Raw genomic sequence first — 22,624 nt, 5'->3', positions numbered from 1 at the left:
GAAACTTTCGATTCAGACAAAGTCGCGGAAAGCGCTTTTTAGGTGCATGGCATTGCTCCATTACAGTGCACATCCAATTGAACGTCGTTTGCATTAAAGCATATTTATCATTGAGTTAATCCATATAACTCCAAACGCATTCGTTGGTACAAAAGTTGCAAGGATTTACCTGTAGACAAAGGAGACGGTGATGAAAGCGATTGTAATTGGAGCGGGTATCGGTGGCATGAGCGCGACGATAGCGCTGGAGAAAGCGGGATTTGAGACGGCGGTATTTGAAGCAGTTAAAGAGATGAAACCTGTCGGTGCCGCCATCTCAATCTGGCCAAATGGCGTAAAGTGCCTGAATGCACTGGGTATGAAAGAGCCGTTGCGCGCACTAGGCGGCAACATGGCATTCATGGCCTACAACGATGGACACAGCGGTAACACCCTGACCCGCTTCAGTATGACGCCACTGGTGCAACAGGTGGGTGAATACCCTTACCCGGTGGCACGCGCTGAGCTGCAGGCGATGCTGATTGATACCTATGGCCGTTCGCGCATTCAATTTGGCAAACGCGTCACACAAGTCGAGCAAACCGATACCGGTGTTACCGCTTGGTTTGATGATGGCACGCAAACCAGTGGCGACTTCCTGATCGCTGCCGATGGCACGCATTCAGTGATCCGCCACTATGTATTGGGTGAAAGCGTTGAGCGCCGCTATGCTGGCTATGTTAACTGGAACGGCTTGGTGACCATCGATGAAAGCATCGCCCCGGCCGACCAATGGACGACCTTTGTGGGCGAAGGTAAACGTGTTTCTCTGATGCCGGTCAGCGATAACCGCTTCTACTTCTTCTTTGATGTGCCCTTGCCTAAAGGCCTGCCAGAAGATCGTTCGACACTCAAAAACGATCTGCGCGGTTACTTCCAGGGCTGGGCCGAACCGGTGCAACGCCTGATAGACAACATCAATCCAGACACCACTAACCGCGTGGAAATTCACGATATCGAACCCTTTAGCCGTTTTGTTAAAGGCCGTGTGGCGCTGCTGGGCGATGCGGCGCACAGCACCACACCTGACATCGGCCAGGGCGGTTGTGCTGCGATGGAAGATGCGGTGGTGCTGGCACAGACGCTGGCCTCGCACTCGTTGGGCATTGAGGATGCGCTCCTGCGCTACGAAGCGCGTCGCGTAGAACGCACCAAAGATCTGGTGTTAAAGGCGCGCAAGCGTTGCGATGTCACGCATGCGAAAGATGCGGAAGTTACTGCCGCGTGGTATGCAGACCTGAAAAATGAAACCGGCGAGCGGGTGCTGGCCGGTATGTGTGACACCATTGAAGGTGGACCGCTGGGTTAAGCGCGATCGGGCGGCCTGAAGGTCGCCCCTACTCTAAGCCGCGATTTTTCAGCATCGGGCCAATCTCCGGTGCTTTACCGCGCCATGCCAGCCATAAATGCTGCAGATCGCTGCTGTTTCCACGTGACAGAATGTGTTCCCGGAACTGTTGGCCATTTTCGCGGGTTAAGCCTCCTCGCTCCTCAAACGCCTGATAGCCATCATCGGCCAGCATCTGCGTCCAGATATAGGCGTAATAGCCGGCGGCGTAGCCGCCTCCCCAGATATGACGGAAATAGCTGGAGCGATAGCGCGGCGGCACCGCTGCCAACGCGATGTTTTCTGCAGCCAACGCCTGAAGCTCGAAGTGGCTGACATCCTGCGGATTATCATGGGTCGTCAGTGAATGCCACTGCAGATCAAGCAGCGCGGCGGCCAGCAACTCCGTCATGTCATAGCCTTTATTGAATTTAGAGGCCTTGACCATCTTTTCGCGCAGTTCGGCAGGCATCGCTTCACCGCTCTGATAATGACGCGCATAGTTGGCAAAGACCGCTTCATGGCTGGCCCAGTGCTCGTTAATCTGCGAAGGAAACTCGACAAAATCACGCGGCGTATTGGTACCAGAGAGGCTCGGGTAGCGCTGCGTTGCGAACAAACCGTGCAAAGCGTGACCAAATTCATGGAACAGGGTGATCACCTCATCCCAGTTGATGAGTGCGGGTTGCCCTGCCTGCGGTTTGGTGTAATTACAGACGTTATAGATCACCGGTTGAGTGCCGAGCAGCGTGGTCTGGTCGACAAAATTGCTCATCCAGGCACCACCGCTTTTATTGTCACGCTTAAACAGATCGGTGTAGAACAGCGCTAGCGGAGCATCGTCCGCATCAAAGATTTCGTATACGTTGACGTCAGGATGATAAACCGGCAAGTCGTGACGCTGCTCAAATCGGATACCAAACAGTTGGCTCGCCGACCAGAACACGCCTTTCTCCAGCACGCTGTTGAGTTCAAAGTAAGGGCGGATTTGGCTCTCATCCAGCGCATACTTCGCTTTACGTACTTGCTCAGCGTAGAAATTCCAGTCCCACGCACGCAGCGGGAAACTGTGGTGCTGCTGCTCAATCAGTTGCTGGATGTCTGCCGCTTCACGCTCGGCACGCGCCCGGGCTGCTGGGACGATGTTGCGCATAAAATCAAACGCCGCATCAGGCGTCTTCGCCATCTGATCCTGCATGCTCCACTCAGCATAGGTGTTGAAGCCCAACAGTTTCGCTTGTTCCGCACGTAGCTGCGCCATGCGCAAGACAATGGCGCGCGTATCGTTATCATCGCCCTGTTCGCTTCGCGTCAGTGCTTGAGTAAACAGCGCCTCACGCGTGGCACGGACTTCAAGTGACTGCAATGCCGGTTGTTGCGTGGTGTTTTGCAACGGAATGAGCCACTCGCCGGCTAAGCCGCGCGCTTCGGCAGCGGCTTTGGCGTGCGCCAGTTCTTCTTCAGTCAATCCTGCCAACGCCACGGGGCTGCTGACGGTATAGGCACCCGCTTTGGTGGCCGCCAGCAGTTTGTTGCCAAAGCGCGTACTCAGCGTAGCCAACTCTTGATTACAGGCACGCAGCTGCTGTTTATCTGCATCACTCAGGCTGGCACCGGCGAGTTGGAACTGCTGCCAGGTGACCTCCACTAAGCGCATCGACTCGGCATCTGGGCACGCTGATCCACGATGCTGATAGACGCTGTCGAGACGAGCGAACAGCTGACTGTTGAGATGAATTTCATCGCTAAGCGCAGTGAGCTTTGGCGTGATTAACTCGTCAATCTCCTGCAGGCGATCGCTGGTATTGGCGGAGGTCATAGCACCGAACACCTTTTCAACGCGATTCAACAGTTGTCCGCAGCGCTCCAGCGCTTCGTAGGTATTGGCGAAGGTGGCAGGCTCAGGGTGGTTGGCAATCGCCGCGACTTCCTGACGCTTTTCTTCAATGCCCGCTTCCAGCGCAGGTAAAAAATCCTCCTCCTGGATGAGGTCAAATGGCGGGGTTTGATACGGTAACGTACTGGCGGTGAAAAACGGATTTGCTCGTGAAGTCATTATCGCTCCTGATAATCAGCAACGCCGCAACCTGTGCGGCGGGATGTTTCTATCCTGGCAGCTTCAACGCCGCTCAACAACCGCCTTGCTGGCGCTGATACACACTAATGATCTCGCCAGCTACCGCTACTGCGATCTCAGCCGGCAATTTTCCTTTCACGTCCGGTAGACCTAACGGACAGCGCAATCTTTCCAGCGCGTCAGCGGCAATGCCCTTGCCCGACAGGCGATAGCGAAAACGTTGTGCCTTGGTGGCAGAGCCAATCACCCCGAGATAGCGAAAATCCCCGCGACGTAATATCGCTTCACTCAGCGCAAAATCCAGCGGATGGTCGTGTGTCATCACAATGAAATAGCTGTCAGGCGCAGCCTCTATAACGCAGTCGATCGGGTCTTCAACCTGACACACCGTGACACCTGGCGGAACCGCCCGAAACAGTGCGGCACGGCTATCAATCCAGGTGATTTTGCAGGGTAAGGTGGCCAACAGATTGACCAGCGCTTGCCCCACATGCCCCGCACCATAAACCTGAATCTCAGGCTGCTGTTGCATTAGCGGCTCAAACAGCAGCGTGGCATGACCGCCACAGCACTGACCGAGACGCGCCGCCAGTGCGAACTCTTCGGTGCGCGGTTGCAGGCTACGTTGCTGCAGCATCTCTCGCGCCAGCGCAATACACTGGTATTCCAGATGGCCGCCACCAATGGTGAGAAAAGTGTCGCTGGCACTGACCACCATCTTGCAGCCACTGTCACGCGGCACGGAACCCCGCTGGCTCAGCACGGTGATTAATACGCAGCTTTCACGCTGCTCTCGCAGCGCGTGCAATACGGCGATCCAGTCATGGTAAATCATCACTCGCTCCCGAGAGGCGCTGTACACCCCAGAAAACCCGCTCCGGTGTGGCTGGCGCATCCAGCTGTGGATGACGCCGATAGTTATCCACGCTGGCAACCGCATCCTGCAATGCGCACCATACCGCGATGCCCAACATAAACGGTGGTTCCCCAACGGCTTTCGAGTGGAAAACCGTGTCCTGTGGATTTTTGCGGTTCTCTACCAGCGTTACGCGCAGATCCTGTGGCACATCGCTGATCGCCGGAATCTTGTAACTCGCGGGGCCATCGGTGAGTAATTTTCCTTGGTCGTTCCATACCAACTCTTCGCAGGTTAACCAACCCATGCCCTGCACAAAGCCGCCCTCCACTTGCCCGATATCCAGCGCGGGGTTCAGAGAAGCGCCCACATCATGCAGAATATCCGCACGAAGCAGCCGATACTCGCCGGTAAGCGTGTCCACCAGCACTTCGCAGCACGCCGCGCCGTAGGCATAGTAATAGAAAGGTTTGCCGCGCCCGGCCTGACGATCGTAGTGAATGCCGGGCACTTTGTAGAAACCGGTGGCCGATAACGGCACCTGATTCAGCCAACCCTGCTGTGCCACCTGCGCAAAGGTAAAGTGCTGTCCCGGCACACGCACAATGCCATTGCTAAAGTGAACGTCATCAGCTGAACACTGGTGTAAGCGACACAGCATCTCGGTTAAGCGATCGCGTAATATCTGTGCGGCATTCTGCGCTGCTTTACCGTTGAGATCGGCCCCGCTGGAAGCAGCGGTCGGTGAAGTATTGGGGACTTTACCGGTATCGGTTGCCGTGACCTGAATCTGGCTGATATCAATTTGCAGCACCTCTGCCACAATCTGCGCCACCTTAGTATTCAAGCCCTGACCCATCTCCGTCCCGCCATGGTTCAGTTGCACCGTGCCATCGGTATAGATCAGGATGAGCGCTCCCGCCTGGTTGAGAAAGCTGGAGGTAAAGGAAATCCCAAACTTGACCGGCGTCAGAGCCAGGCCTCGTTTCATAAAGCGTTGGCTGGCGTTAAAGGCGGTGATCTCAGCGCGTCGTTGCGCATACTCACTGCTGGTTTCCAACTGCGCAGTCATCTCTTGCAGCAGGTTATCTTCAACCTGCTGATAATAATGGGTAACATTGCGGTCGTGTTTGCCGTAGTAGTTGCGTTTGCGCAGTTCGAGCGGGTCAAGCCCACGTTCGCGGGCGATGTGATCCATGATCTGCTCAATGGCCACCATCCCCTGTGGCCCACCGAAACCGCGATAGGCAGTATTGGAGGCGGTATGGGTACGACAGCGATAACCGGTGATCAGTGCATCGCCAAGGTAATAGGCGTTATCTGCGTGGAACATCGCACGATCGACAATCGATCCGCTAAGATCGAGCGAATAGCCGCAATTGCCTGCCAGATCGATTTTGACACCGCAAAAAATGCCCTGATCGTCAAAGCCGACATCGTAACGCACATAGAAAGGATGGCGCTTACCGGTGATGCGCATATCATCCCGGCGTGCGAGGCGCATTTTCACTGGCCGACGCAACTGCCGGGCTGCAATGGCACATAAGCACGCCACGCCGGCCGCTTGCGTTTCTTTCCCCCCAAAGCCCCCACCCATTCGGCGCATATCAATGGTGACTTTGTTCATGGTGATATTCATCACTTCAGCCACCAGCTTTTGCACTTCCGTGGGGTTTTGCGTCGAGGAGTAAACCTGCAGCGTGTCATCCTCGCCGGGGATCACCAGCGCAACCTGGGTTTCCAGATAAAAATGCTCCTGACCACCTATGTGAAACTCGCCCTGAATACGATGTGGCGCACGCGCCAGCGCGGAATCCACATCACCACGCTGGTGAATATGCGGCTGTTGTACGAAGTGCTGTTTCTCCAGCGCTTCACGCACATCAAGAATGGCGGGCAGAGGCTGATATTCAATAATTGCCGCCGCTGCGCCCGCACGCGCCGCTTCCGGGGAGTCTGCTGCCACCGCAATCACGATTTGTCCCAGATATTCGACGCTATCTTGCGCCAGCAACGGATCGCCTGGTTCAAGCGGACCGACATCGTTCAGTCCGGGCACATCGCGCCACGTCAGCACGCTGACCACGCCGGGGATCGCATAGCAGGGCTGCACATCGATATGTGTGATGCGGGCATGTGCATGTTCACTCAAGCGCGGGCAAAGATGCAGTAAGCCCGGCAAGTCGGGTTTGTCATCGATGTAACAAGCTTCGCCGGTGACATGTTTGTCGGCACTTTCATGCTTTTGACTGCGTCCGACACCGGTTTTCATCTCAGTAGCGAACTGGCTTTTCAGCAGCGTTTCGGTCAGCTCGGGTCGGTTATGAGACATAACGCGCCACCTCCGTGATAGTCAGTTCGCCCGTGATCTGGGCGTAATAGCGGCGCAAGAGATTGCGCGCCACCTGCAAGCGATAGTCTGCGCTGGCGCGAAAATCGCTCAAGGGCTGAAAATCCTGACTGAGTGCAGCGCAGGCTTTTTCGATACTGGCTTGATTTAATGGCATCCCATTCAACGCGTCTTCAGCAGCCAGAGCACGTTTTGGGGTGGCGGCCATGCCACCAAAGCCCAGTCGTGCTTGCTGTACCACGCCGTCTTCCACCTGAATGTTGATGGCGACAAACACCGCAGAGATATCATCATCCAGTCGTTTAGCCACCTTCCATGCGCTAAAGTCATGTGACACCGTCACTTTTGGAATGATGATGGAGTGAATAAACTCCCCCGCCTGCAGCACCGTTTGCCGATAGCCGATGAAGAACTGGTCGAGTGGCACCTCACGCATCACTTTTCCTTTCTGCAGGGCCAAACGCGCATTCAACGCCAGCAGCATCGGCGCACAGTCGCCAATCGGTGAAGCATTACCGATGTTGCCGCCCAGCGTGCCCTGATTGCGAATTTGCAGTGACGCAAAACGCTCGAGTGTGGCGCTAAAAGCCGGGATTTTGTCGGTCAGGAAGTGGTAACAGAGATGCAGCGGCGCGGCCGCTCCCAGCCGGAACGTGTCCTCATCTTCGCTGCACTCGGCTAATTCCTGCACCTGCTCTAAGGCGATCAACAATGGCAGACGTTGATACTGCTGGGTAATTTGCAAAGTCAGATCAGTGCCGCCCGCCAGCAAACGCGCGTCAGGATGCTGCTCATACAGCGCGGCTAACTGCGCCAGCGTTTTTGGCACAAAACAGCGGCTGCCGTTGGCTTCAAGGGTTTGCACTTCTGTGTTGTTCAATGCCTGAAGCCGCTGTACCAGCGCGGTTTCATCAGCTGTAAATGCATCTGCTACTGGCTGCTCACACGCCTGCTGCGCCGCTGCCATAATCGGTCGATAGCCGGTACAGCGGCACAGATTGCCCGCCAGCGCCTGTTCGGCATGGTGCGGATTCCAGCCTTGACTGTTTTTTTGCAAGGTAAACATGGACATGACAAACCCCGGCGTACAATAACCGCATTGCGAGCCGTGGCAATCCACCATGGCCTGCTGCACACTGTGCAGTTCACGCCCCTGCTTGAGATCTTCTACGGTAATCAACTGTTTGCCTTGTAAACTGCTCACCAGTGTCAGGCAGCTGTTGACCGTTTGATACTGCATGCGCCCCGCTACCACTTTACCCAGCGTTACCGTGCAGGCACCACAGTCTCCTGACGCGCAACCTTCCTTCGTGCCGCGCCGCTGCTGCTGATTGCGCAGGTAATTGAGCACCGTGAGATTGGGGTCTAAAGCCGTCTCGGTGATCAGGCGGTTGTTGAGCAGAAACTGGATCATGCGGTTATCTCCTCGCCATGCCGCTGCCAGACGGGTTTGCCACTCAGCCAGGTTTGGGCAATATTGCGGTCATCGCCCAGCGTCATCATGACAAACAGGCGTTCCCAGATGTCTTTACTGTTGGCACTGCGTAATTTTTGCAGCGGTGACACCGCCGGATCGAGCACCACAAAATCGGCCTCTTTGCCGGGATTGAAGTTACCAATTTTGTCATCTAAATCGAGCGCATGCGCCCCGCCCAGTGTGGCGTGGTAGAAGGCTTCACAGGCACTGAGTCGGTATTGTTGCAACTGCCCAACTTTGTAAGCCTCCCCCAGGGTTTGCAGCATATTAAAAGTGGTACCTGCGCCGACATCGGTTCCGATACCCATGCGCACACCCTGCTGCCAGCAGCGTTTGATGTTGAACAACCCGCTGCCGAGGAACAGATTGGAGGTGGGGCAGAATGCGATGGAGGAATCGGTATCGTGCAGGCATTGCCATTCGCGATCTTCCAGATGCAGGCAATGCGCAAACACACTGCGCTTACCGGTCAGTTGATGCTGGTGATACACATCAAGGTAGCCGTCGTGCTCTGGGAACAATTCGTTCACCCAGGCAATTTCCTGCTGGTTCTCACTGAGGTGTGTGTGCAGCCAGGTATCAGGGAACTCTTCACGCAGCTGACGTACCTTCTCCAGCAGCGCCGGTGATGACGTTGGCGCAAAGCGCGGCGTCAATGCATAACTAAGCCGACCACGCTGGTGCCAGCGCTCAATCAGTTCCAGGGTATGCTGATAACTCTCTTCGGGGGTTTCGGTCAGATACTCTGGCGCGTTGCGATCCATCATCACCTTGCCCGCGATCAATCGCATATCGAGCTTTTCCGCTGCGCTAAATAAGGCGTCAACGGACTGTTTGTGGACGGTGCCAAACACCAGCGCACTGGTGGTGCCATTCGCCAAGAGCTGCTGCAAGAAGAAGGCGGACATCTGCGCAGCGTGGTCCGGGCAGTGATATTGGCTCTCGACCGGGAAAGTGTATTGGTTCAGCCACTCCAGTAGCTGCTCGCCAAAGGCCCCAATCATCTCTGTTTGCGGATAGTGGATGTGGGTGTCGACAAAGCCCGGCACGATGAGTTTACCGCGCAGATCGATCACCTGAGCGGCATCAACGCGCCCTTCTGCGATCTCCCAACTTTCCAGCGCGACCACTTTGCCATCACGCAGCGTTAGTAGGCCATCTTCAAGATAGCGTGCATTGGCCGCAATCTGATCGGGCTGTGCAGCCAGGGCGGTGAAGTCAAAGAAGCTGGCGCGCAGCAGGGTTTCAGAGGCGTAAGGCATAAAAGTTCCTTGATACATGTCATTGCAGATAATTGCCTTGAAAGTGAATTGCAAGGGACATGCCAAAGCTTAGAACAAAAAATACTGTTCTATTTCAATAAAATAGGTGATTTTTATTGATTTTGAGGGCAGGATCAATTCGCAAACGAATGCGCAACCGTTTGCTGACAATGGCAAACGGTTGCTATTGGTGATGAAAGTGTAAATCGCAGAGATAACGTAGTAAGACCCGTGATTTTTTGCGCAATGCCGGTGCAATAGCGCACTCTTTTTGTGCACGAAGAATCCTGCAACACACCGGTTAGGCTTTTCATGAGCATGGTGTCAGGGTTAATGCTAAGGTGTGGCTGAGAACCTGAAATCGTTTAAGGATAAGTTTGATGTTGATGGTTAATTTTATGATTTTTAAGTTTAAATATAGAAAATCATAAAGTTAGCCATGAGCTAAAACCTGCCAACCTCTGCTAATGTCGTCTTTTCCTGCCCCTTTTTTGCCCCTTCTGCCCAGTTATGCCCCTGGATTTGCCCCTTTTTTACCCTTATGACTGTACCTGATATCAAAAACACAATGCCGCTTTTTTGATGAGTAAATTGTCATGCTGTTACGTACTCGCAGAACTAGTCACAACTCCACCCGTACTACATAGCCTTTAACCCACAAGGAAAGACCAAAAGTAGCTAACACTTAGTGTTATAGAACGGGAAAGCGGGGCAAATGTAAGAAGCTTCTGTACTGATAATGAGTGGCTGCAAGTTTTATATTCCCGCTAGCACCTTAGGCGCAGAGTTGGGGCAGCTTTTTTTGCATTAAATGAGCTCTATCACAACTTCGGTAAAGCCAAATCCGCCTAACAATTTCATCGTTTAGTTCTGTGCAGTCCAACGCAATTGATAGCCTGATTTCGGATAGGAAAAGGTCAGATGCGGATTTCAGTGCTTCTAACGCGGATCAGTGCTAGCGCGAGCTTCAACCAACTCTCATGATCCGGATACTGTCAGATAGCTAAGGCAAAAAATGCATTCAAACATGCGCATTGACTGACAGTAGACGACAATCGGGGATCTCACCCCAAATCCGGTCACTTCATAAAAACCCCTACGATACTAGTTGCCGCATTAGTTTATTTACTTTACAGTAAAGTAAATTATCTTGAATAAATCTATATTTCAACTGATGCTGGAGTCGTCCCATGAAGATATTGTGTATGGATAATGATGTTTGGGCAGTATCGGGGCTAAGTTGCCTTCTTGAGGGCCAGTTAAGCCTCGAATGCCAGCAAGTCTCTATCAGGCATACGAAAGCCATCCTTGCGAAGCATTATGTCGAATTTTTTATCACCGAACTGGCCTCCCCAAACAACAATGTAAGCGAGGTGTACAATTTTCTGAAGTTGTTGAACGCCAGATTGCCCTGGTTGAAGATTATTATCTTCACGCGTTTTGAAGATAACGCTATGTTACGCTTTTTTTTTGATAATCTCTCCCACGCGGTAATTATTACAAAGCGGGATCCAATTGGTGAGATTCAGGATGCCACAAGTAATTACAAGGACTATTACATCAAAAATTACATGCGATGGCAGTATTTAGATTCGCATCTGAATATCCTGAACAAAACAGAATTTCAACTACTCCAGTTTTTCTCAAGAGGGGAAAAACAGGTGGATATCGCCGCGAGGTATAACTTAAGCAATAAAACAATCAGCACTTACAAACGGCGTATTCTCAATAAATTATCCTGTTCCAATCATGTTGAGCTTAACTCTAAACTCAGAGAGTACGGCTATCATTAAAATAAAAAAAGATTTTATTTTACACATCCACAGTAAAATATATTAAAACTGAAGGTGCAACATGCGATTTTTCATGCGGAATGCGATTACAGCATTTTTCCCCTTATTTTTCATTGTCGGTTGTAATGATGAAGTAGCTGAGCCAGATGAAACGGGTCTACCGGAGGTTTCTGTTCTGGAGATTTATCCACAACCGCTGGTATTAACGCGGCAACTTCAGGGTCGCACTTCGGCGCCAGAGATTGCTGAAGTAAGGCCTCAGGTTAACGGTATTATCCATTCCAAACTTTTTACCGAAGGTTCAATGGTGAAAGAGGGGCAACCCTTATTTCAACTTGAAACTGAAGTCTACGCCAGCCTGCTTGACCAGTATGTTGCCAACCTGGCTGTTGCACGTTCGGCACAAACAGCCGCAGGCTCGAAATTGAATCGAGCAAAAAAAATAATTTCACAACACTATATTAGCCAGCAAGACTATGACGATCTCAATGCTGCCTATCAGCAGGCTGTCGCCAGTGTTAAAGCAAGTGAAGCCCAGGTTCAGAGCGCGAAAATCAACCTGAAATACACTACCATCGTGGCACCAATTTCAGGACAAATTGGTCGCTCCAACATCACCGTGGGTGCTTTAGTCACCGCTAATCAAACTGACCCACTGGTAACGATTCAGAGCATTAATCCTATCTATTTTGATTTCAGTCAGTCTGGTGAAGATTTTCTGCAATTAAGACGCGAGGTGGATTCCGGGAGTGTGAACGCTATCCCCGTGAGCGTACATATGTTCTTGCATGATGGAACAGGTTATGAGCAGCAAGGTGAATTACAGTTTGCAGACGCCACGATTAATGAAAGTACCGGTTCAGTCAGCCTTCGGGCCAGTTTCCCTAATAGTCAAAACTATCTTATCCCTGGCATGTTTGTACGTGCTCAGGTTGATGTTGGTAGGCGTGAAAATGGATTTTTAATTCCGCAAAATTTAATAACACGGGCCGCAAATGGTGATGCCAGCGTGCTAGCCGTCAATGAGAAAAATCAGGTTACCTCATTACCACTTTCATTGGGAAGAACCGTAGGCAATCAGTTTATTGTTGAAAGCGGATTTTCAGGTGGCGAAAGAGTGATCACCGAGGGAGCCAGTGACCTGGAATCGGGCACTGAAGTCGCCATAAAAGAGTCTCCGGAAAAGGAATAAATTATGTTTTCGCGGTTTTTTATTGATCGACCCGTGCTGACCATTGTGATTTCCCTGCTGATTATATTTTCAGGTGCATTGTCTATTCTCACTATGACGGTAGAGCAATACCCTGATATTGCGCCGCCGGGCGTGACCGTCACCGCTAATTACACCGGTGCATCGGCTGAAACGGTACAAAACAGTGTGACACAAGTTATCGAGCAGCAGATTAAAGGTATTGATGGCCTTCTTTATTTCTATTCCACCAGTAGTGCTGCAGGTCAGGCACGCATTCTCCTCAGTTTTGCTCAGGAAACGGATCCTGATATTGCCCAGGTTCAGGTACAAAATGCGGTGAATCAGGCCCTCACCCGTCTACCGCAGGAAGTTCAGCAGCAAGGTATTACCGTGACCAAATCCCAAGGCGATAGCTTGATGGTGGTCGGCTTGTATGATGAATCCGATGCGATGAGCAGCGTTGATATCAGTGACTTTCTCGTCAGCAATTTTCAGGACCCGCTTAGTCGAGTGGATGGCGTGGGAGAAACCACGGTTTTCGGTGCCCAGTATGCCATGCGTATCTGGATGGACCCGGTCAGACTTCACAGCCTGGGACTGATGCCCTCCGATATTCAGACCGCCGTTGAGGCGCAGAACGCTCAGGTCACCAGTGGGGAGTTAGGCGCACTACCCGCGCCAGAAAACCAGGCGATCACCGCAACAGTTACTACCCAGTCACGTCTGCAAACCGTCAGCCAGTTTAATAATATTCTGCTGCGTACCAACCGCGACGGGACAAAAGTACTGCTCAAAGACGTGGCAAGGGTTGAACTGGGTGCCGAGAATTATCAAAACCAAACGCGTTTAAATGGTCACCCTTCCTCAGGTATCTCCATTCAGTTGTCATCCGGGGCGAATGCACTCGCGACCGCAGAAAATGTAAAAGCAGAAGTTGCCAGGCTGACCCCTCTTCTTCCCGCTGGGATAAAAGTCGCTTACCCGCGTGACAGTACACCTTTCGTCACGGTGTCGATCGAAAAGGTGATCGAGACCCTGATTGAAGCAATTATTCTGGTTGTTATTGTGATGTATCTCTTTCTGCAAAACTGGCGAGCCACGCTGATTCCCGCCGTCACCGTTCCTGTGGTGTTGTTGGGCACGTTCGGCTTGCTTGCCGCTTTTGGTTACAGCATTAATACGCTCACGCTGTTTGCGATGGTGCTGGCGATAGGGTTGTTAGTCGATGACGCCATTGTCGTGGTGGAAAACATTGAAAGGATCATGTCGGATGAGGGGAAAAGTCCGCGCGAGGCCACCTTACAATCGGTCAACGAAATCACCGGTGCGCTCTTTGGTATCGCGTTGGTGCTTTCTGCGGTATTTATCCCAATGAGTTTTTTTGGTGGTTCGGTCGGAATCATTTATCGTCAATTCACCTTCACCATTGTCGCAGCCATGGCGCTCTCTGTGTTTGTCGCGATGACGCTAACCCCCACGCTTTGCGCACTTTTTTTAACACCACAAAATCATCGTTCCACGCGCTTGTTTCGCTACTTCAACCAGGCGGTAGAATCAGGGCAGAAAAGCTATCTCAAAAGCGTCGGCTATGTGCTCCGTCGTCCTCTGATCTTTCTCGGCCTGGCCGGGTTACTCGTTTTCATTTTGCTCTTTAGCTACACCCGCCTGCCCACAAGCTTTCTGCCGATTGAAGATCAGGGTTCTGTTATGTTGCAAATCTCTGCGCCGACCGCCTTTACCATGGCGGATACACAGCGCGCAGCCGATGAAGTTGCGCGCTATTTCATGGAAGAAGAGAAAGATAACCTCAACGTGGTTTTTATGGTAGTCGGTCGCAATAATGCCGGCAGCGGTCAGAATGTCGCGATGGCTTTCGCCGAACTGAAACACTGGGATCTGCGTAGCGGCAGTCAAAATACAGCACAGGCGATCATCGCGCGCGCTAACCAGCACTTTCAACATTTTGGCGATGTCTCGGTTAGTGTACTCTCACCGCCCGCCGTAAGAGGTTTGGGTCAATCAAGTGGATTCGAACTCTGGTTACAGGATCAATCGGGAGCTGGTGGCGATAATTTGATTGCCGCCCAACAGAAAGTGCTGGCGCAATCGCAACAAGACCCCAAACTCACCGCGGTGAGAATCAATGGATTGGACGCCAAAGCGCAATTACAAATCGACATTGATCATGATAAGTCCACGGCTCAGGGATTAACCCAGTCTGATATCACCGCAACGCTCTCATCTGCCTGGGGCGGAACCTATATTAACGATTTTCTGGACCGTGGAAGGGTGAAGCGCGTGTATATGCAGGGCGATATGCAATGGCGTTCCGTTCCAGAAGACATTGAGCAGTGGTATGTCAGAGGCGATGATGATCAGATGGTCTCTTTCGCCACCTTTGTAAACTCGCATTGGGTGACCGGTCCACAGATGCTCCAACGTTTTAATGGTGTAGCGGCGGTGCCTTTTCTCGGGTCCGCCGCAGATGGCGAAAGTTCAGGTACCGCAATGACGCAGATGCAAACGATCATCTCGCAACTGAATGGGTTTACTCTTGCCTGGAGTGGATTGTCTTATCAGGAAATCGCTTCATCAGGTCAAACACTTTATATCTACGTGCTCTCCGCTATCTTTATTTTTCTCTGTCTGGCGGCCTTATATGAAAGCTGGTCGGTTCCACTTGCCGTGATTCTTATTATCCCGCTGGGCATTTTAGGCGCGGTACTGGCAACCAGCGCATTCAGTTTCGAAAATGATATCTATTTCCAGGTAGGGATGCTCACCACCATGGGCTTGACGGCAAAGAATGCCATTTTAATCGTCGAATTTGCTCAGGCGCAGAAGAATGCTGGCACCTCCTTGTTGCGGGCCATTCTCTCCAGCGCGTTGTTGCGTTTACGCCCTGTGGTAATGACGTCATTAGCCTTTATTGCCGGTGCCTTGCCGTTGGTCATATCCACAGGAGCAGGGGCGATCAGTCGGCAGGAGATCGGTGTCGCCGTTGTGGGTGGAATGTTTGCCGGCACAGTACTATCTCTTGCCTTTGTGCCGCTGTTTTATGTACTAATTCTGCGCGCAGTGATATGGTGCAAAGCCAGAATCAGCACGTCAGAAAGAAAAAAATCGCATTAATATAAGGCAGTTACAATGACTCAACGCCCACAGGGAAGACCGATGAAAGCACGCCCGCGTATTCTTAGCGAGGCCTGTACACTGTTTTTAGAACAGGGGTTAGATGTTTCATTGGACAGTATTGCCGTCCAGGCAGGCACCACGCGCCAGACGTTGTATAATCATTTTCCGACGAAAAATGCGCTTATACTCGAGACCTTTCAATTTTTGCTTGATGAGATGCAACCTTCTGTTCGGGTCATTGTGGAAGATGAGTCGCTGCCGCTGGCAGACAGTTTATTGGGATTAGCGAACCTGGTGCAAAATCACTTTTACCGCGAAAAATTCGTCAATTTTCAGCGCCTGCTTATCCAGCTTTTACGTCAGGATCCCGCGCTGTTTGACACCCTACAGCAGCGCCCTTCCCAGCGCGTAAAAGCCGCGTTGGTTACTCTGCTGGATAAAGCAAATCAACGCGGTGAAATTGATGTAAAGGACACCAGCGTCAATGCCGCGTGTTTTCTAGGCTCAGTCATGGGTTACCTGTTGCCGGCTGCGCTAATTTCAAGAGAGTTGCCGGATAAAAAACTGCTTGATGATATAACACGCAACAGTGTGGACGTTTTTCTTTCAGCATGGAAATACCACCGAGACTAGCCAACCTGCTCTACGTTGATTGACATTTATTAATGTCCGTTGATAGCCCAATCCGGCTTTAGCGAAATGCTCACTAAATAGAGTGATCGAAGCGACGTCAGCGGAAAAATGCAGGTAACAGCTGGCGGTATTTAACTGCCAGCTTACGTTAGCGTGTCAACAGAGGAGATAGAGCATTAAGGAGCGCTGAGGGAGAAACGGGTTCGCCAGAAGGCTCCCATGAGTTTTGAAACTCAGCAATCTCGATGCCGACAAACGAACCCGCAGCGATAACATCACAGCAGGCTCTGAGGTTTTCCAGCGAGAGTCCACCCTCATGCACATAATCCGTTGGCACAATGCCGGGGTTGAGAACGTCACAGTCTAGATGAACATAGACAGCGCGCCCGGCAATCGCTTGTTTAAGTCTTCCGGCAAGATTATCGCCAGGTTTAACATGGGGGATGCTGTTTGACTCAATAAGTTCCAACTCAAACGAGTCCAGGTCGCGCTGACCGACCAGCACTATCTGGTCAAGCATCAGTCCTTTTCCCAGTCCTGAATCCCAAAGCCCTGACGGACCTGCCAGAGCAAGACCGCCAAGATATCCCGTTTCGGTTGCTTCAGGCGTGTTCAGGTCAGCATGTGAATCAAACCAGACAATACAGCATTCCGGGTGATGTTTCGCAACGGCAGGAAGGGTCGCGAGGGATACTGCACAGCGACTGGTTGCTGCCACAGAAACCGAGCCGGAACTGAGAACATCGTCAAAGCGGGCCTGCACTTCTTTTAAAGCAGGTAAAGCCGCATCGAGTTCCTTTCGCCACCCGGTGTTCATTGCCTGAGCCGGTTTGCCAATAATTACCGGATCAACTCCCGTTCTGCGGGCCAGTTCTTCGCCAATCGCTTTTGCACCAGGCATCGCCAAATCGTTATGATCGCCGGCACGGCCCTGAAATACAGTGTATTGCACGTTTTTTTCGCTCATGAATTTTCTCCTTTTTTCCTCAATGCAGGACGGAAGGTTACATGAGCTACTTTGAAGATGCATCGGAACAGAGCTTCGGTATGTCCGGTTTTCGCTCATAGCTGCCGGTCAACTCGGTAAGAAACTGTCTCTATTTTCTGTTGGAGATGACCAAGAGAAGTACAAACAGGCAGTCAGGTAAAATGCAAATGAGTAATAAACTGAATGCAATTACCCACATGAAAAAAGTCATTAAAGTTAACGCAGCTTGAATTACCTTTGGTACGGGTCGATACATACCTCCGGCACTCCTCGCCCAAACGCATAGGATTGAAGGAACTTCATTTAGATTACATCCAGATTAATCGCCTCTTCCTTACCCAGGATAAAACCATGCTAAAAATCACTTTCTTCGCAGTTTCACTGCTGGTGGGTAGTCATCAAGATCTTGATAACAAAGTACAGCACACTGACACGACGCATTATGTCGCCCGATCATCTTATACCGAGGGGTATGAAAAATTCATATTCGCAGTGCCTGATAACAACATCAGTGTTGGAGAAGCCAGATCTCACCGGCTTGATACCGAAAAACATCATCCAACGCTCAGGGAATTAAAAAAAGGACGCAGTAAGCAGACTAAAGAGAATAGTACCAGTCATCACTGGAATGACTATGCGGTGTGAAAGGACTTCATAACCCTGGTGAGCTACCTCTCTGTTAATATCGATCGCATCTCATCAAGAGGTAACCAACTCGTCGATGAATGCCCGCAGTTGCTGACATTCATCTCAAGAAGGAAAGTCTGGCGGTTAGTTTGGAGAGTTTAAGCTATCTAAAGCAGCGCCTGAATTCAGACAGAATACACATTCTGCGAGATGCCATGAGGGGTGGTGCGCCATGACATACTGAGAAGCCTGTGTAGCAGACGTAAAAGATCCCAAAAACAACCGTTTTTCTCTGTCAGGCAAACGAATACACTGGCTACGATGAAGTGTACAGCGTCCGTCGGGTTCCGGTGTGGTTACTGTGTAGAATTCATAATTCAGTTCCGGCATTACTGTTACTTCTCCTGTACCATCTCTTATTGCGTCATTCTTTTTCAACATTAACAACCTCAGCTATTAATTCATCAAGGCAGGATATCGTCTTATGTATTATTCGGGTTAATTTTAGAAGGATTAACAAAAATCAGCGGATAATCTTTATGCGTTTTTTCTGAAATGAGATAAGGATATGCCTTAGCGTTACGCCGCATTATATCAGGCCGCTACAAGTCACAGATAGTAAAGAGATTTCGATGATTATCTCCTTTGGCAACCTTATATCAAGACGTACATACTTTTGCGCTTGGCTTATTTAAGCCACATGGATACAAGTTTCATCATTTACCCTGCCGAGAAGCTTTTATGATGCGTTTTTATTGAGGGTGAACTAAAAATTCTCACATTCTGTGCCAGGCTTTATACTCGTTAAGCGCTACGGAGAGTGAGATGAAGAAAATTGCATGGGTAGCTGTTTTGCTCCCTTTAAGCTTTGGGGCTTACGCTGAAACAGGGGGATATGAAGCGGGTAAAACACCACCTCCTCAGCATAAGGAAGATGCGGGATACAAGGGTTCGGAAGACACTGCAGAAACGCCCGTTAAGCTGATTAAAGACTTCAGACAGGGTGGCTATGCCACGCTTGAGGGCTATATCCTCAAAAAAGTAAGTAGTGATACATACCAGTTTCGTGACAGTTCAGGGACAGTCATCATTGATGCGCCAGCTTCAACCTTCAAAGGGAAGACTTACAGTGCTGAAGACAAGGTGCGTGTCAGCGGTAAAGTGTTCGGCAAAGGAGAAAGCGCACACCTGAAGGTTTCACGAATCGACGAACCCTGAACCGCTACAATTTTACCTCTGCCAGTCACAATGGCGGGGGTGATCCCCTTCAGAAATTAATCCGGTATCGTCTCCTCGCCCTTTCTCAACAGCTTTGCCGCGTCTAATGCAAAGGCCTTGACCTGTATGTCCTTTGACGAAGCCGCAATCCTCTCAAGTTCATAGAATATATTCTCCTTGTTTACTGCCACGCCTCTCGCTGTCAGTTCAATTACAGCCGTTCCTATGGCACAGCCAATCATTCCTGCTCTGTGTTCTCTCATCGCTTTCCCGCCCGTGGTGAGCGTCAGTTTGATTTAAAATTAAAATAGAACGAAAATCCGAACTTTCAAGATTACCTAACGTCATAACTTATATGGAGATTATCCCATGTAACGAATTTCGCCCGCCCGTGCGGGCTTTTTTTTGCTCGCTGATACCGTCAGAAAGGGCAACCGTCTGCCGTGCTCATCGTCATCACTTCATGAGTCACGGTCCCAACGATCGTGACATCATCAAGCAAATCATCCATGAACAACAGGTCGTCTTCAGTCACAATTCTTAGCGGATACGAGTAGAGCACGCCCCACTCACGAACGCCTGACACATCAATCAAAACAGTGCTGCCATCTACAGGTTTTTTCAGCTCGTCAATCATGTAACTACGGCCTTTCAACTCAACCAGATAGCATGTATCAGTAACTGGCAACAGTTGCTGCAGAGGGCTGAGTAAAAACGTTACCTCGCGACGGGCAGGTCCGAAAACCGGGTAGTGTATGCCGGCGACAGCATTTCCCGCTTCATTGCCCAGGTCTTGTTTACCCCTTGTCCCGCAAACCATAATTTCCCCTTTCCGCTCTGATTAAGGCCGTCAACAACGCGCATCAGCGCTTCACTGTTAGCCTGTGGTTTGAACTCATCGAAAAGATTGAGCTGGGAAACACCCTGACTGTAAAAATCCCCCAGCATGACCCCTGCCTTCATGAAACGACATCCATCCAGCCAGATACGATCCAGTGACTCCATGGCCACACGAACAATCTCTCTGGTGTCATTGGAGGGCGTCATCAGCTTTCCCATCGCCTGGTTGCCGTAAAACGTCTCGCCTACCGCATGGGGGCTTGTACGCACAAACACTGCGATCTGCCTGCAGTATTGCCGTTCGCTTCGCAGCTTTTCAGCTGCACGTTCGGCATACGCACAAACCGCTTGTCGCATATCCTGATATTCGGTGATACGGGATCCAAACGAACGCGAGCACACAATCTGCTGTTTGGTTGGGGCAAATTCCTCCAGCCCGAGGCAGGGTTCGCCTCGCAGCTCCCGGACGGTGCGCTCCAGCACGACGTTGAAGTGCTTACGCATGATGTAAGTGCTCTGCTCTGACAGGTCTTTCGCCGTAATGATGCCCATTGCATTCAGCTTTTTGCTGATGCGCCGCCCTACTCCCCAGACATCCTCAACCGCCACCAGCGCCATCAGCTTGCGTTGACGCTCCGGGTTCGACAGGTCCAGCACACCACCTGTCTTTGTCCATTTTTTTGCGGCGTGGTTGGCGAGCTTGGCGAGCGTCTTGGTGGGCGCAATGCCGACGCCGACGGTGAGATGCGTCTCCTGCTTAACCCGCGCACGAATTTCCCGACCGTAGTCCTCCAGCACGCGGCAGTTTCGCACGCCAGTCAGGTTCATGAAGGCTTCATCGATCGAATAAATTTCGACGGCCGGTGCCATGTCTTCCAGTGTGGTCATGACCCGGTTGCTCATATCGGCATACAAGGCATAGTTCGAGCTGAACACTTGTACCTTGTGTCTGCGGAATTCGTCTTTGAGTTTGAAGTACGGCGCCCCCATAGGGACATTGATGGCCTTGGCCTCTGCCGACCTTGCGATGACACACCCATCGTTGTTACTGAGCACAACGACAGGTTTGCCGCGCAGATCAGGCCTGAATACCGTTTCACAACTCGCGTAAAACGAGTTCACATCCACCAGGGCAAACATTACCGGCCCATCGTCTTGATGGAGTGCTTCACCACACCGAAGATTTCAAACTGGTCGGGATCCGGTATCGGTATGACTGAGTGTGCCGCATTCATTGGTTTGAGGTGCAGGAACGGTTTCAGCATCAGCTGTTTGACGGTGAACTCACCCGCAATGGCCGCAACGATGATGTCACCGTGTTCCGCTTTGACGGAACTGTCGACCACCAGCATATCGCCGTCGTTGATACCGCCCTCAGTCATGGAGTCACCGCTGACCCTGATGAAATAAGTCGAACTTGGGTGACTCACAAGAAGATTATTGAGGTCAAGGCGCTGTTCAACGTAGTCCTGTGCCGGCGACGGAAAACCGCAGGGAACGCGGGCGATAAAAAGTGGTAACTCAAGAACGGCACGGATGTCCGCAGGTCTGTAAAACTCCATAATGATGCCCTTGTCAGATACTGTATATTTAAACAGTAATCTCTAACTGCACCATCAATCAAGTCACCTCTTAAGTGTTTTTAAGAAGGTATTGGTGTGAAAAGGAATTTTGTCGAACTTCTTGGTCAGGCAATACGGTGACGGGTGTCAAAACTAAAATTATGCAGATGACGGGCTCTTGTTCAGCTCCACATGAAAGGAGAAAAATATTGCAGAACATCATACCGCTTCGGTTAAGTACCTTTATATTCCCTTTAAAAATAATAAGTTAATGACTTATCGGAAATTAATGGAATTTAATGAGTTAATTTAAGAACTTCTGGCACTCAGTAAAAAGTGGTCTAAGGTATGTGGGCCAGTCATTGGCTGGAAGCACAGCACACAGGATGCGTTTCATGCGAGAGAGACATTCCTAAGCCACTGCTTTTGCCCGCCTTGTGCGGGCTTTTTTTTAACTGTTGATCGTCCGATATCAGGCTATTCGAGTCGTTAAACCCGAATGCCGTTATGTGAAAGGCAAAGCTGATCTATACCCATCCACGGCTCCGCTTTTGGTTGAAACAGACCTGCACTATGCTTTATGAGCAAAACGATCGGGTGTTAGTGACAGAAGCTTTAATGCGAAGCGCTGAGTTAGTGAAGTGATGATGAGCTCACCCTATCATTGTATGTATTTGTGACAACGTCACTCAGCTACCCGATGTGACAACTGGCTTTATTCCACCGGCGTGGTGGTGAGACACTGTTTGCTGGTCAATGACTACAAACCATTCTGCACCATAACAGCACGCTCTGATTACAGGTGACTTATTGATGTTTCACCAAGATTTGTCGTTGTACTGAACATTGTTGCAGTTGTCGTTCTGGTTATTGGTTTATCTGAGTATCTGAACTGGTTCTGAAAGCCTAAACCTGCGGTCGATCAGCTTCCTGGTCATGTAAACAATTCAGTGAAAAATGCTCGCAGGTTGCCATTGATTCAAATGCTTGTCATCAGACATGCAGGAGACTGAATATGCGATACCTAATCATACCTGCAGTCACCACTGTCTTGGTTCTGGTGATTGTGTTTCTGGTCCAGACCCAATGGGGACCCACGCCCTGGTGACACTGATCAGCAGGCCGGGCAAATAAAAATAAATATCGAATTGTCAGCACTCTCCACATGAACTGGGCTCAAGGCCGGTTCATGTGTTTTTTTTACCAGCTGAACCGAAGTCAGGTTGAACTCGCCCCGCATCAAATGCC

Annotated in this window: 17 protein-coding genes; 7 read left to right on the top strand and 10 right to left on the bottom strand. The window is 50.9% G+C overall.

Going from position 1 to position 22,624, the window contains the following annotated elements:
* Nucleotides 1-190: 190 nt before the first annotated feature.
* Complete coding sequence (gene hpxO / locus ACPUC8_RS14410; protein WP_039336160.1) at nucleotides 191-1,348, top strand: FAD-dependent urate hydroxylase HpxO; 1,158 nt, start codon at nucleotides 191-193, stop codon at nucleotides 1,346-1,348.
* Between the two features lie 28 nt (nucleotides 1,349-1,376).
* Here the strand turns inward: hpxO and dcp are convergent, their stop codons facing one another.
* The 5 genes from dcp to guaD all read right to left on the bottom strand — a co-directional run bounded on the left by dcp (nucleotide 1,377) and on the right by guaD (nucleotide 9,388).
* Nucleotides 1,377-3,422, bottom strand: coding sequence for a peptidyl-dipeptidase Dcp (gene dcp / locus ACPUC8_RS14405; protein WP_494926626.1), 2,046 nt, complete (start codon nucleotides 3,420-3,422; stop codon nucleotides 1,377-1,379).
* Between the two features lie 73 nt (nucleotides 3,423-3,495).
* Nucleotides 3,496-4,278: a xanthine dehydrogenase accessory protein XdhC gene (gene xdhC / locus ACPUC8_RS14400; protein WP_039336155.1), complete on the bottom strand. Its 783-nt coding sequence runs from the start codon at nucleotides 4,276-4,278 to the stop codon at nucleotides 3,496-3,498.
* Complete coding sequence (gene xdhB, locus ACPUC8_RS14395) at nucleotides 4,265-6,631, bottom strand: xanthine dehydrogenase molybdopterin binding subunit (RefSeq protein WP_039336153.1); 2,367 nt, start codon at nucleotides 6,629-6,631, stop codon at nucleotides 4,265-4,267. Before xdhB ends, xdhC begins: the two co-directional genes overlap by 14 nt.
* The gene (gene xdhA / locus ACPUC8_RS14390) at nucleotides 6,621-8,063 is read right to left on the bottom strand and encodes a xanthine dehydrogenase small subunit (RefSeq protein ID WP_039336151.1); all 1,443 of its coding nucleotides are present in this window, start codon (nucleotides 8,061-8,063) and stop codon (nucleotides 6,621-6,623) included. The genes xdhB and xdhA overlap by 11 nt, the downstream gene beginning before the upstream one ends.
* Nucleotides 8,060-9,388 carry a guanine deaminase gene (gene guaD / locus ACPUC8_RS14385; RefSeq protein WP_039336149.1) on the bottom strand — a complete coding sequence of 443 codons (1,329 nt, stop codon included), beginning with the start codon at nucleotides 9,386-9,388 and terminating at the stop codon, nucleotides 8,060-8,062. Before guaD ends, xdhA begins: the two co-directional genes overlap by 4 nt.
* 1,205 nt (nucleotides 9,389-10,593) lie before the next feature.
* Between guaD and ACPUC8_RS14380 the strand changes: the two genes are divergently transcribed.
* The 4 genes from ACPUC8_RS14380 (at nucleotide 10,594) to ACPUC8_RS14365 (ending at nucleotide 16,141) form a co-directional block, all read left to right on the top strand.
* Nucleotides 10,594-11,181 (top strand): helix-turn-helix transcriptional regulator, encoded by a 588-nt coding sequence (locus tag ACPUC8_RS14380; protein ID WP_494926625.1) that lies wholly within the window; start codon nucleotides 10,594-10,596, stop codon nucleotides 11,179-11,181.
* Between the two features lie 61 nt (nucleotides 11,182-11,242).
* Entirely contained in the window at nucleotides 11,243-12,373 is a 1,131-nt protein-coding gene (locus ACPUC8_RS14375) for an efflux RND transporter periplasmic adaptor subunit (protein ID WP_494926624.1), read from the top strand.
* Between the two features lie 3 nt (nucleotides 12,374-12,376).
* Nucleotides 12,377-15,505, top strand: coding sequence for an efflux RND transporter permease subunit (locus tag ACPUC8_RS14370; protein WP_494926623.1), 3,129 nt, complete (start codon nucleotides 12,377-12,379; stop codon nucleotides 15,503-15,505).
* A gap of 42 nt (nucleotides 15,506-15,547) precedes the next feature.
* Nucleotides 15,548-16,141 (top strand): TetR/AcrR family transcriptional regulator, encoded by a 594-nt coding sequence (locus ACPUC8_RS14365; RefSeq protein WP_494926622.1) that lies wholly within the window; start codon nucleotides 15,548-15,550, stop codon nucleotides 16,139-16,141.
* 148 nt (nucleotides 16,142-16,289) lie between these two features.
* Here the strand turns inward: ACPUC8_RS14365 and ACPUC8_RS14360 are convergent, their stop codons facing one another.
* Nucleotides 16,290-17,108: an arginase family protein gene (locus ACPUC8_RS14360; RefSeq protein ID WP_494926621.1), complete on the bottom strand. Its 819-nt coding sequence runs from the start codon at nucleotides 17,106-17,108 to the stop codon at nucleotides 16,290-16,292.
* Between the two features lie 372 nt (nucleotides 17,109-17,480).
* Here ACPUC8_RS14360 and ACPUC8_RS14355 point away from each other — a divergent pair, with 372 nt between their 5' ends.
* Entirely contained in the window at nucleotides 17,481-17,774 is a 294-nt protein-coding gene (locus ACPUC8_RS14355) for a hypothetical protein (RefSeq protein WP_494926620.1), read from the top strand.
* A gap of 807 nt (nucleotides 17,775-18,581) precedes the next feature.
* Nucleotides 18,582-18,974 carry a YgiW/YdeI family stress tolerance OB fold protein gene (locus tag ACPUC8_RS14350; RefSeq protein WP_494926619.1) on the top strand — a complete coding sequence of 131 codons (393 nt, stop codon included), beginning with the start codon at nucleotides 18,582-18,584 and terminating at the stop codon, nucleotides 18,972-18,974.
* 56 nt (nucleotides 18,975-19,030) lie between these two features.
* Here the strand turns inward: ACPUC8_RS14350 and ACPUC8_RS14345 are convergent, their stop codons facing one another.
* From ACPUC8_RS14345 to umuD, 4 genes are all read right to left on the bottom strand, one after another.
* Nucleotides 19,031-19,237: a hypothetical protein gene (locus ACPUC8_RS14345; RefSeq protein ID WP_494926618.1), complete on the bottom strand. Its 207-nt coding sequence runs from the start codon at nucleotides 19,235-19,237 to the stop codon at nucleotides 19,031-19,033.
* Between the two features lie 158 nt (nucleotides 19,238-19,395).
* Nucleotides 19,396-19,611, bottom strand: coding sequence for a hypothetical protein (locus ACPUC8_RS14340; RefSeq protein WP_494926617.1), 216 nt, complete (start codon nucleotides 19,609-19,611; stop codon nucleotides 19,396-19,398).
* Between the two features lie 80 nt (nucleotides 19,612-19,691).
* Nucleotides 19,692-20,954, bottom strand: a complete 1,263-nt coding sequence (gene umuC / locus ACPUC8_RS14335; RefSeq protein ID WP_494926616.1) for a translesion error-prone DNA polymerase V subunit UmuC — start codon at nucleotides 20,952-20,954, stop codon at nucleotides 19,692-19,694.
* Entirely contained in the window at nucleotides 20,954-21,376 is a 423-nt protein-coding gene (umuD, locus tag ACPUC8_RS14330; RefSeq protein WP_494926615.1) for a translesion error-prone DNA polymerase V autoproteolytic subunit, read from the bottom strand. The genes umuC and umuD overlap by 1 nt, the downstream gene beginning before the upstream one ends.
* Nucleotides 21,377-22,624 lie beyond the last annotated feature (1,248 nt).

It is taken from the genome of Pantoea sp. CFCC18177 (assembly GCF_059412425.1).
This window is presented reverse-complemented; position numbering and strand designations above follow the sequence as displayed.

Coding starts and splice junctions, on each gene's coding strand:
- hpxO (WP_039336160.1), top strand. CDS start 191: ATGAAAGCGATTGTAATTGGAGCGGGTATCGGTGGCATGAGCGCGACG.
- dcp (WP_494926626.1), bottom strand. CDS start 3,422: ATGACTTCACGAGCAAATCCGTTTTTCACCGCCAGTACGTTACCGTAT.
- xdhC (WP_039336155.1), bottom strand. CDS start 4,278: ATGATTTACCATGACTGGATCGCCGTATTGCACGCGCTGCGAGAGCAG.
- xdhB (WP_039336153.1), bottom strand. CDS start 6,631: ATGTCTCATAACCGACCCGAGCTGACCGAAACGCTGCTGAAAAGCCAG.
- xdhA (WP_039336151.1), bottom strand. CDS start 8,063: ATGATCCAGTTTCTGCTCAACAACCGCCTGATCACCGAGACGGCTTTA.
- guaD (WP_039336149.1), bottom strand. CDS start 9,388: ATGCCTTACGCCTCTGAAACCCTGCTGCGCGCCAGCTTCTTTGACTTC.
- ACPUC8_RS14380 (WP_494926625.1), top strand. CDS start 10,594: ATGGATAATGATGTTTGGGCAGTATCGGGGCTAAGTTGCCTTCTTGAG.
- ACPUC8_RS14375 (WP_494926624.1), top strand. CDS start 11,243: ATGCGATTTTTCATGCGGAATGCGATTACAGCATTTTTCCCCTTATTT.
- ACPUC8_RS14370 (WP_494926623.1), top strand. CDS start 12,377: ATGTTTTCGCGGTTTTTTATTGATCGACCCGTGCTGACCATTGTGATT.
- ACPUC8_RS14365 (WP_494926622.1), top strand. CDS start 15,548: ATGAAAGCACGCCCGCGTATTCTTAGCGAGGCCTGTACACTGTTTTTA.
- ACPUC8_RS14360 (WP_494926621.1), bottom strand. CDS start 17,108: ATGAGCGAAAAAAACGTGCAATACACTGTATTTCAGGGCCGTGCCGGC.
- ACPUC8_RS14355 (WP_494926620.1), top strand. CDS start 17,481: ATGCTAAAAATCACTTTCTTCGCAGTTTCACTGCTGGTGGGTAGTCAT.
- ACPUC8_RS14350 (WP_494926619.1), top strand. CDS start 18,582: ATGAAGAAAATTGCATGGGTAGCTGTTTTGCTCCCTTTAAGCTTTGGG.
- ACPUC8_RS14345 (WP_494926618.1), bottom strand. CDS start 19,237: ATGAGAGAACACAGAGCAGGAATGATTGGCTGTGCCATAGGAACGGCT.
- ACPUC8_RS14340 (WP_494926617.1), bottom strand. CDS start 19,611: ATGATTGACGAGCTGAAAAAACCTGTAGATGGCAGCACTGTTTTGATT.
- umuC (WP_494926616.1), bottom strand. CDS start 20,954: ATGTTTGCCCTGGTGGATGTGAACTCGTTTTACGCGAGTTGTGAAACG.
- umuD (WP_494926615.1), bottom strand. CDS start 21,376: ATGGAGTTTTACAGACCTGCGGACATCCGTGCCGTTCTTGAGTTACCA.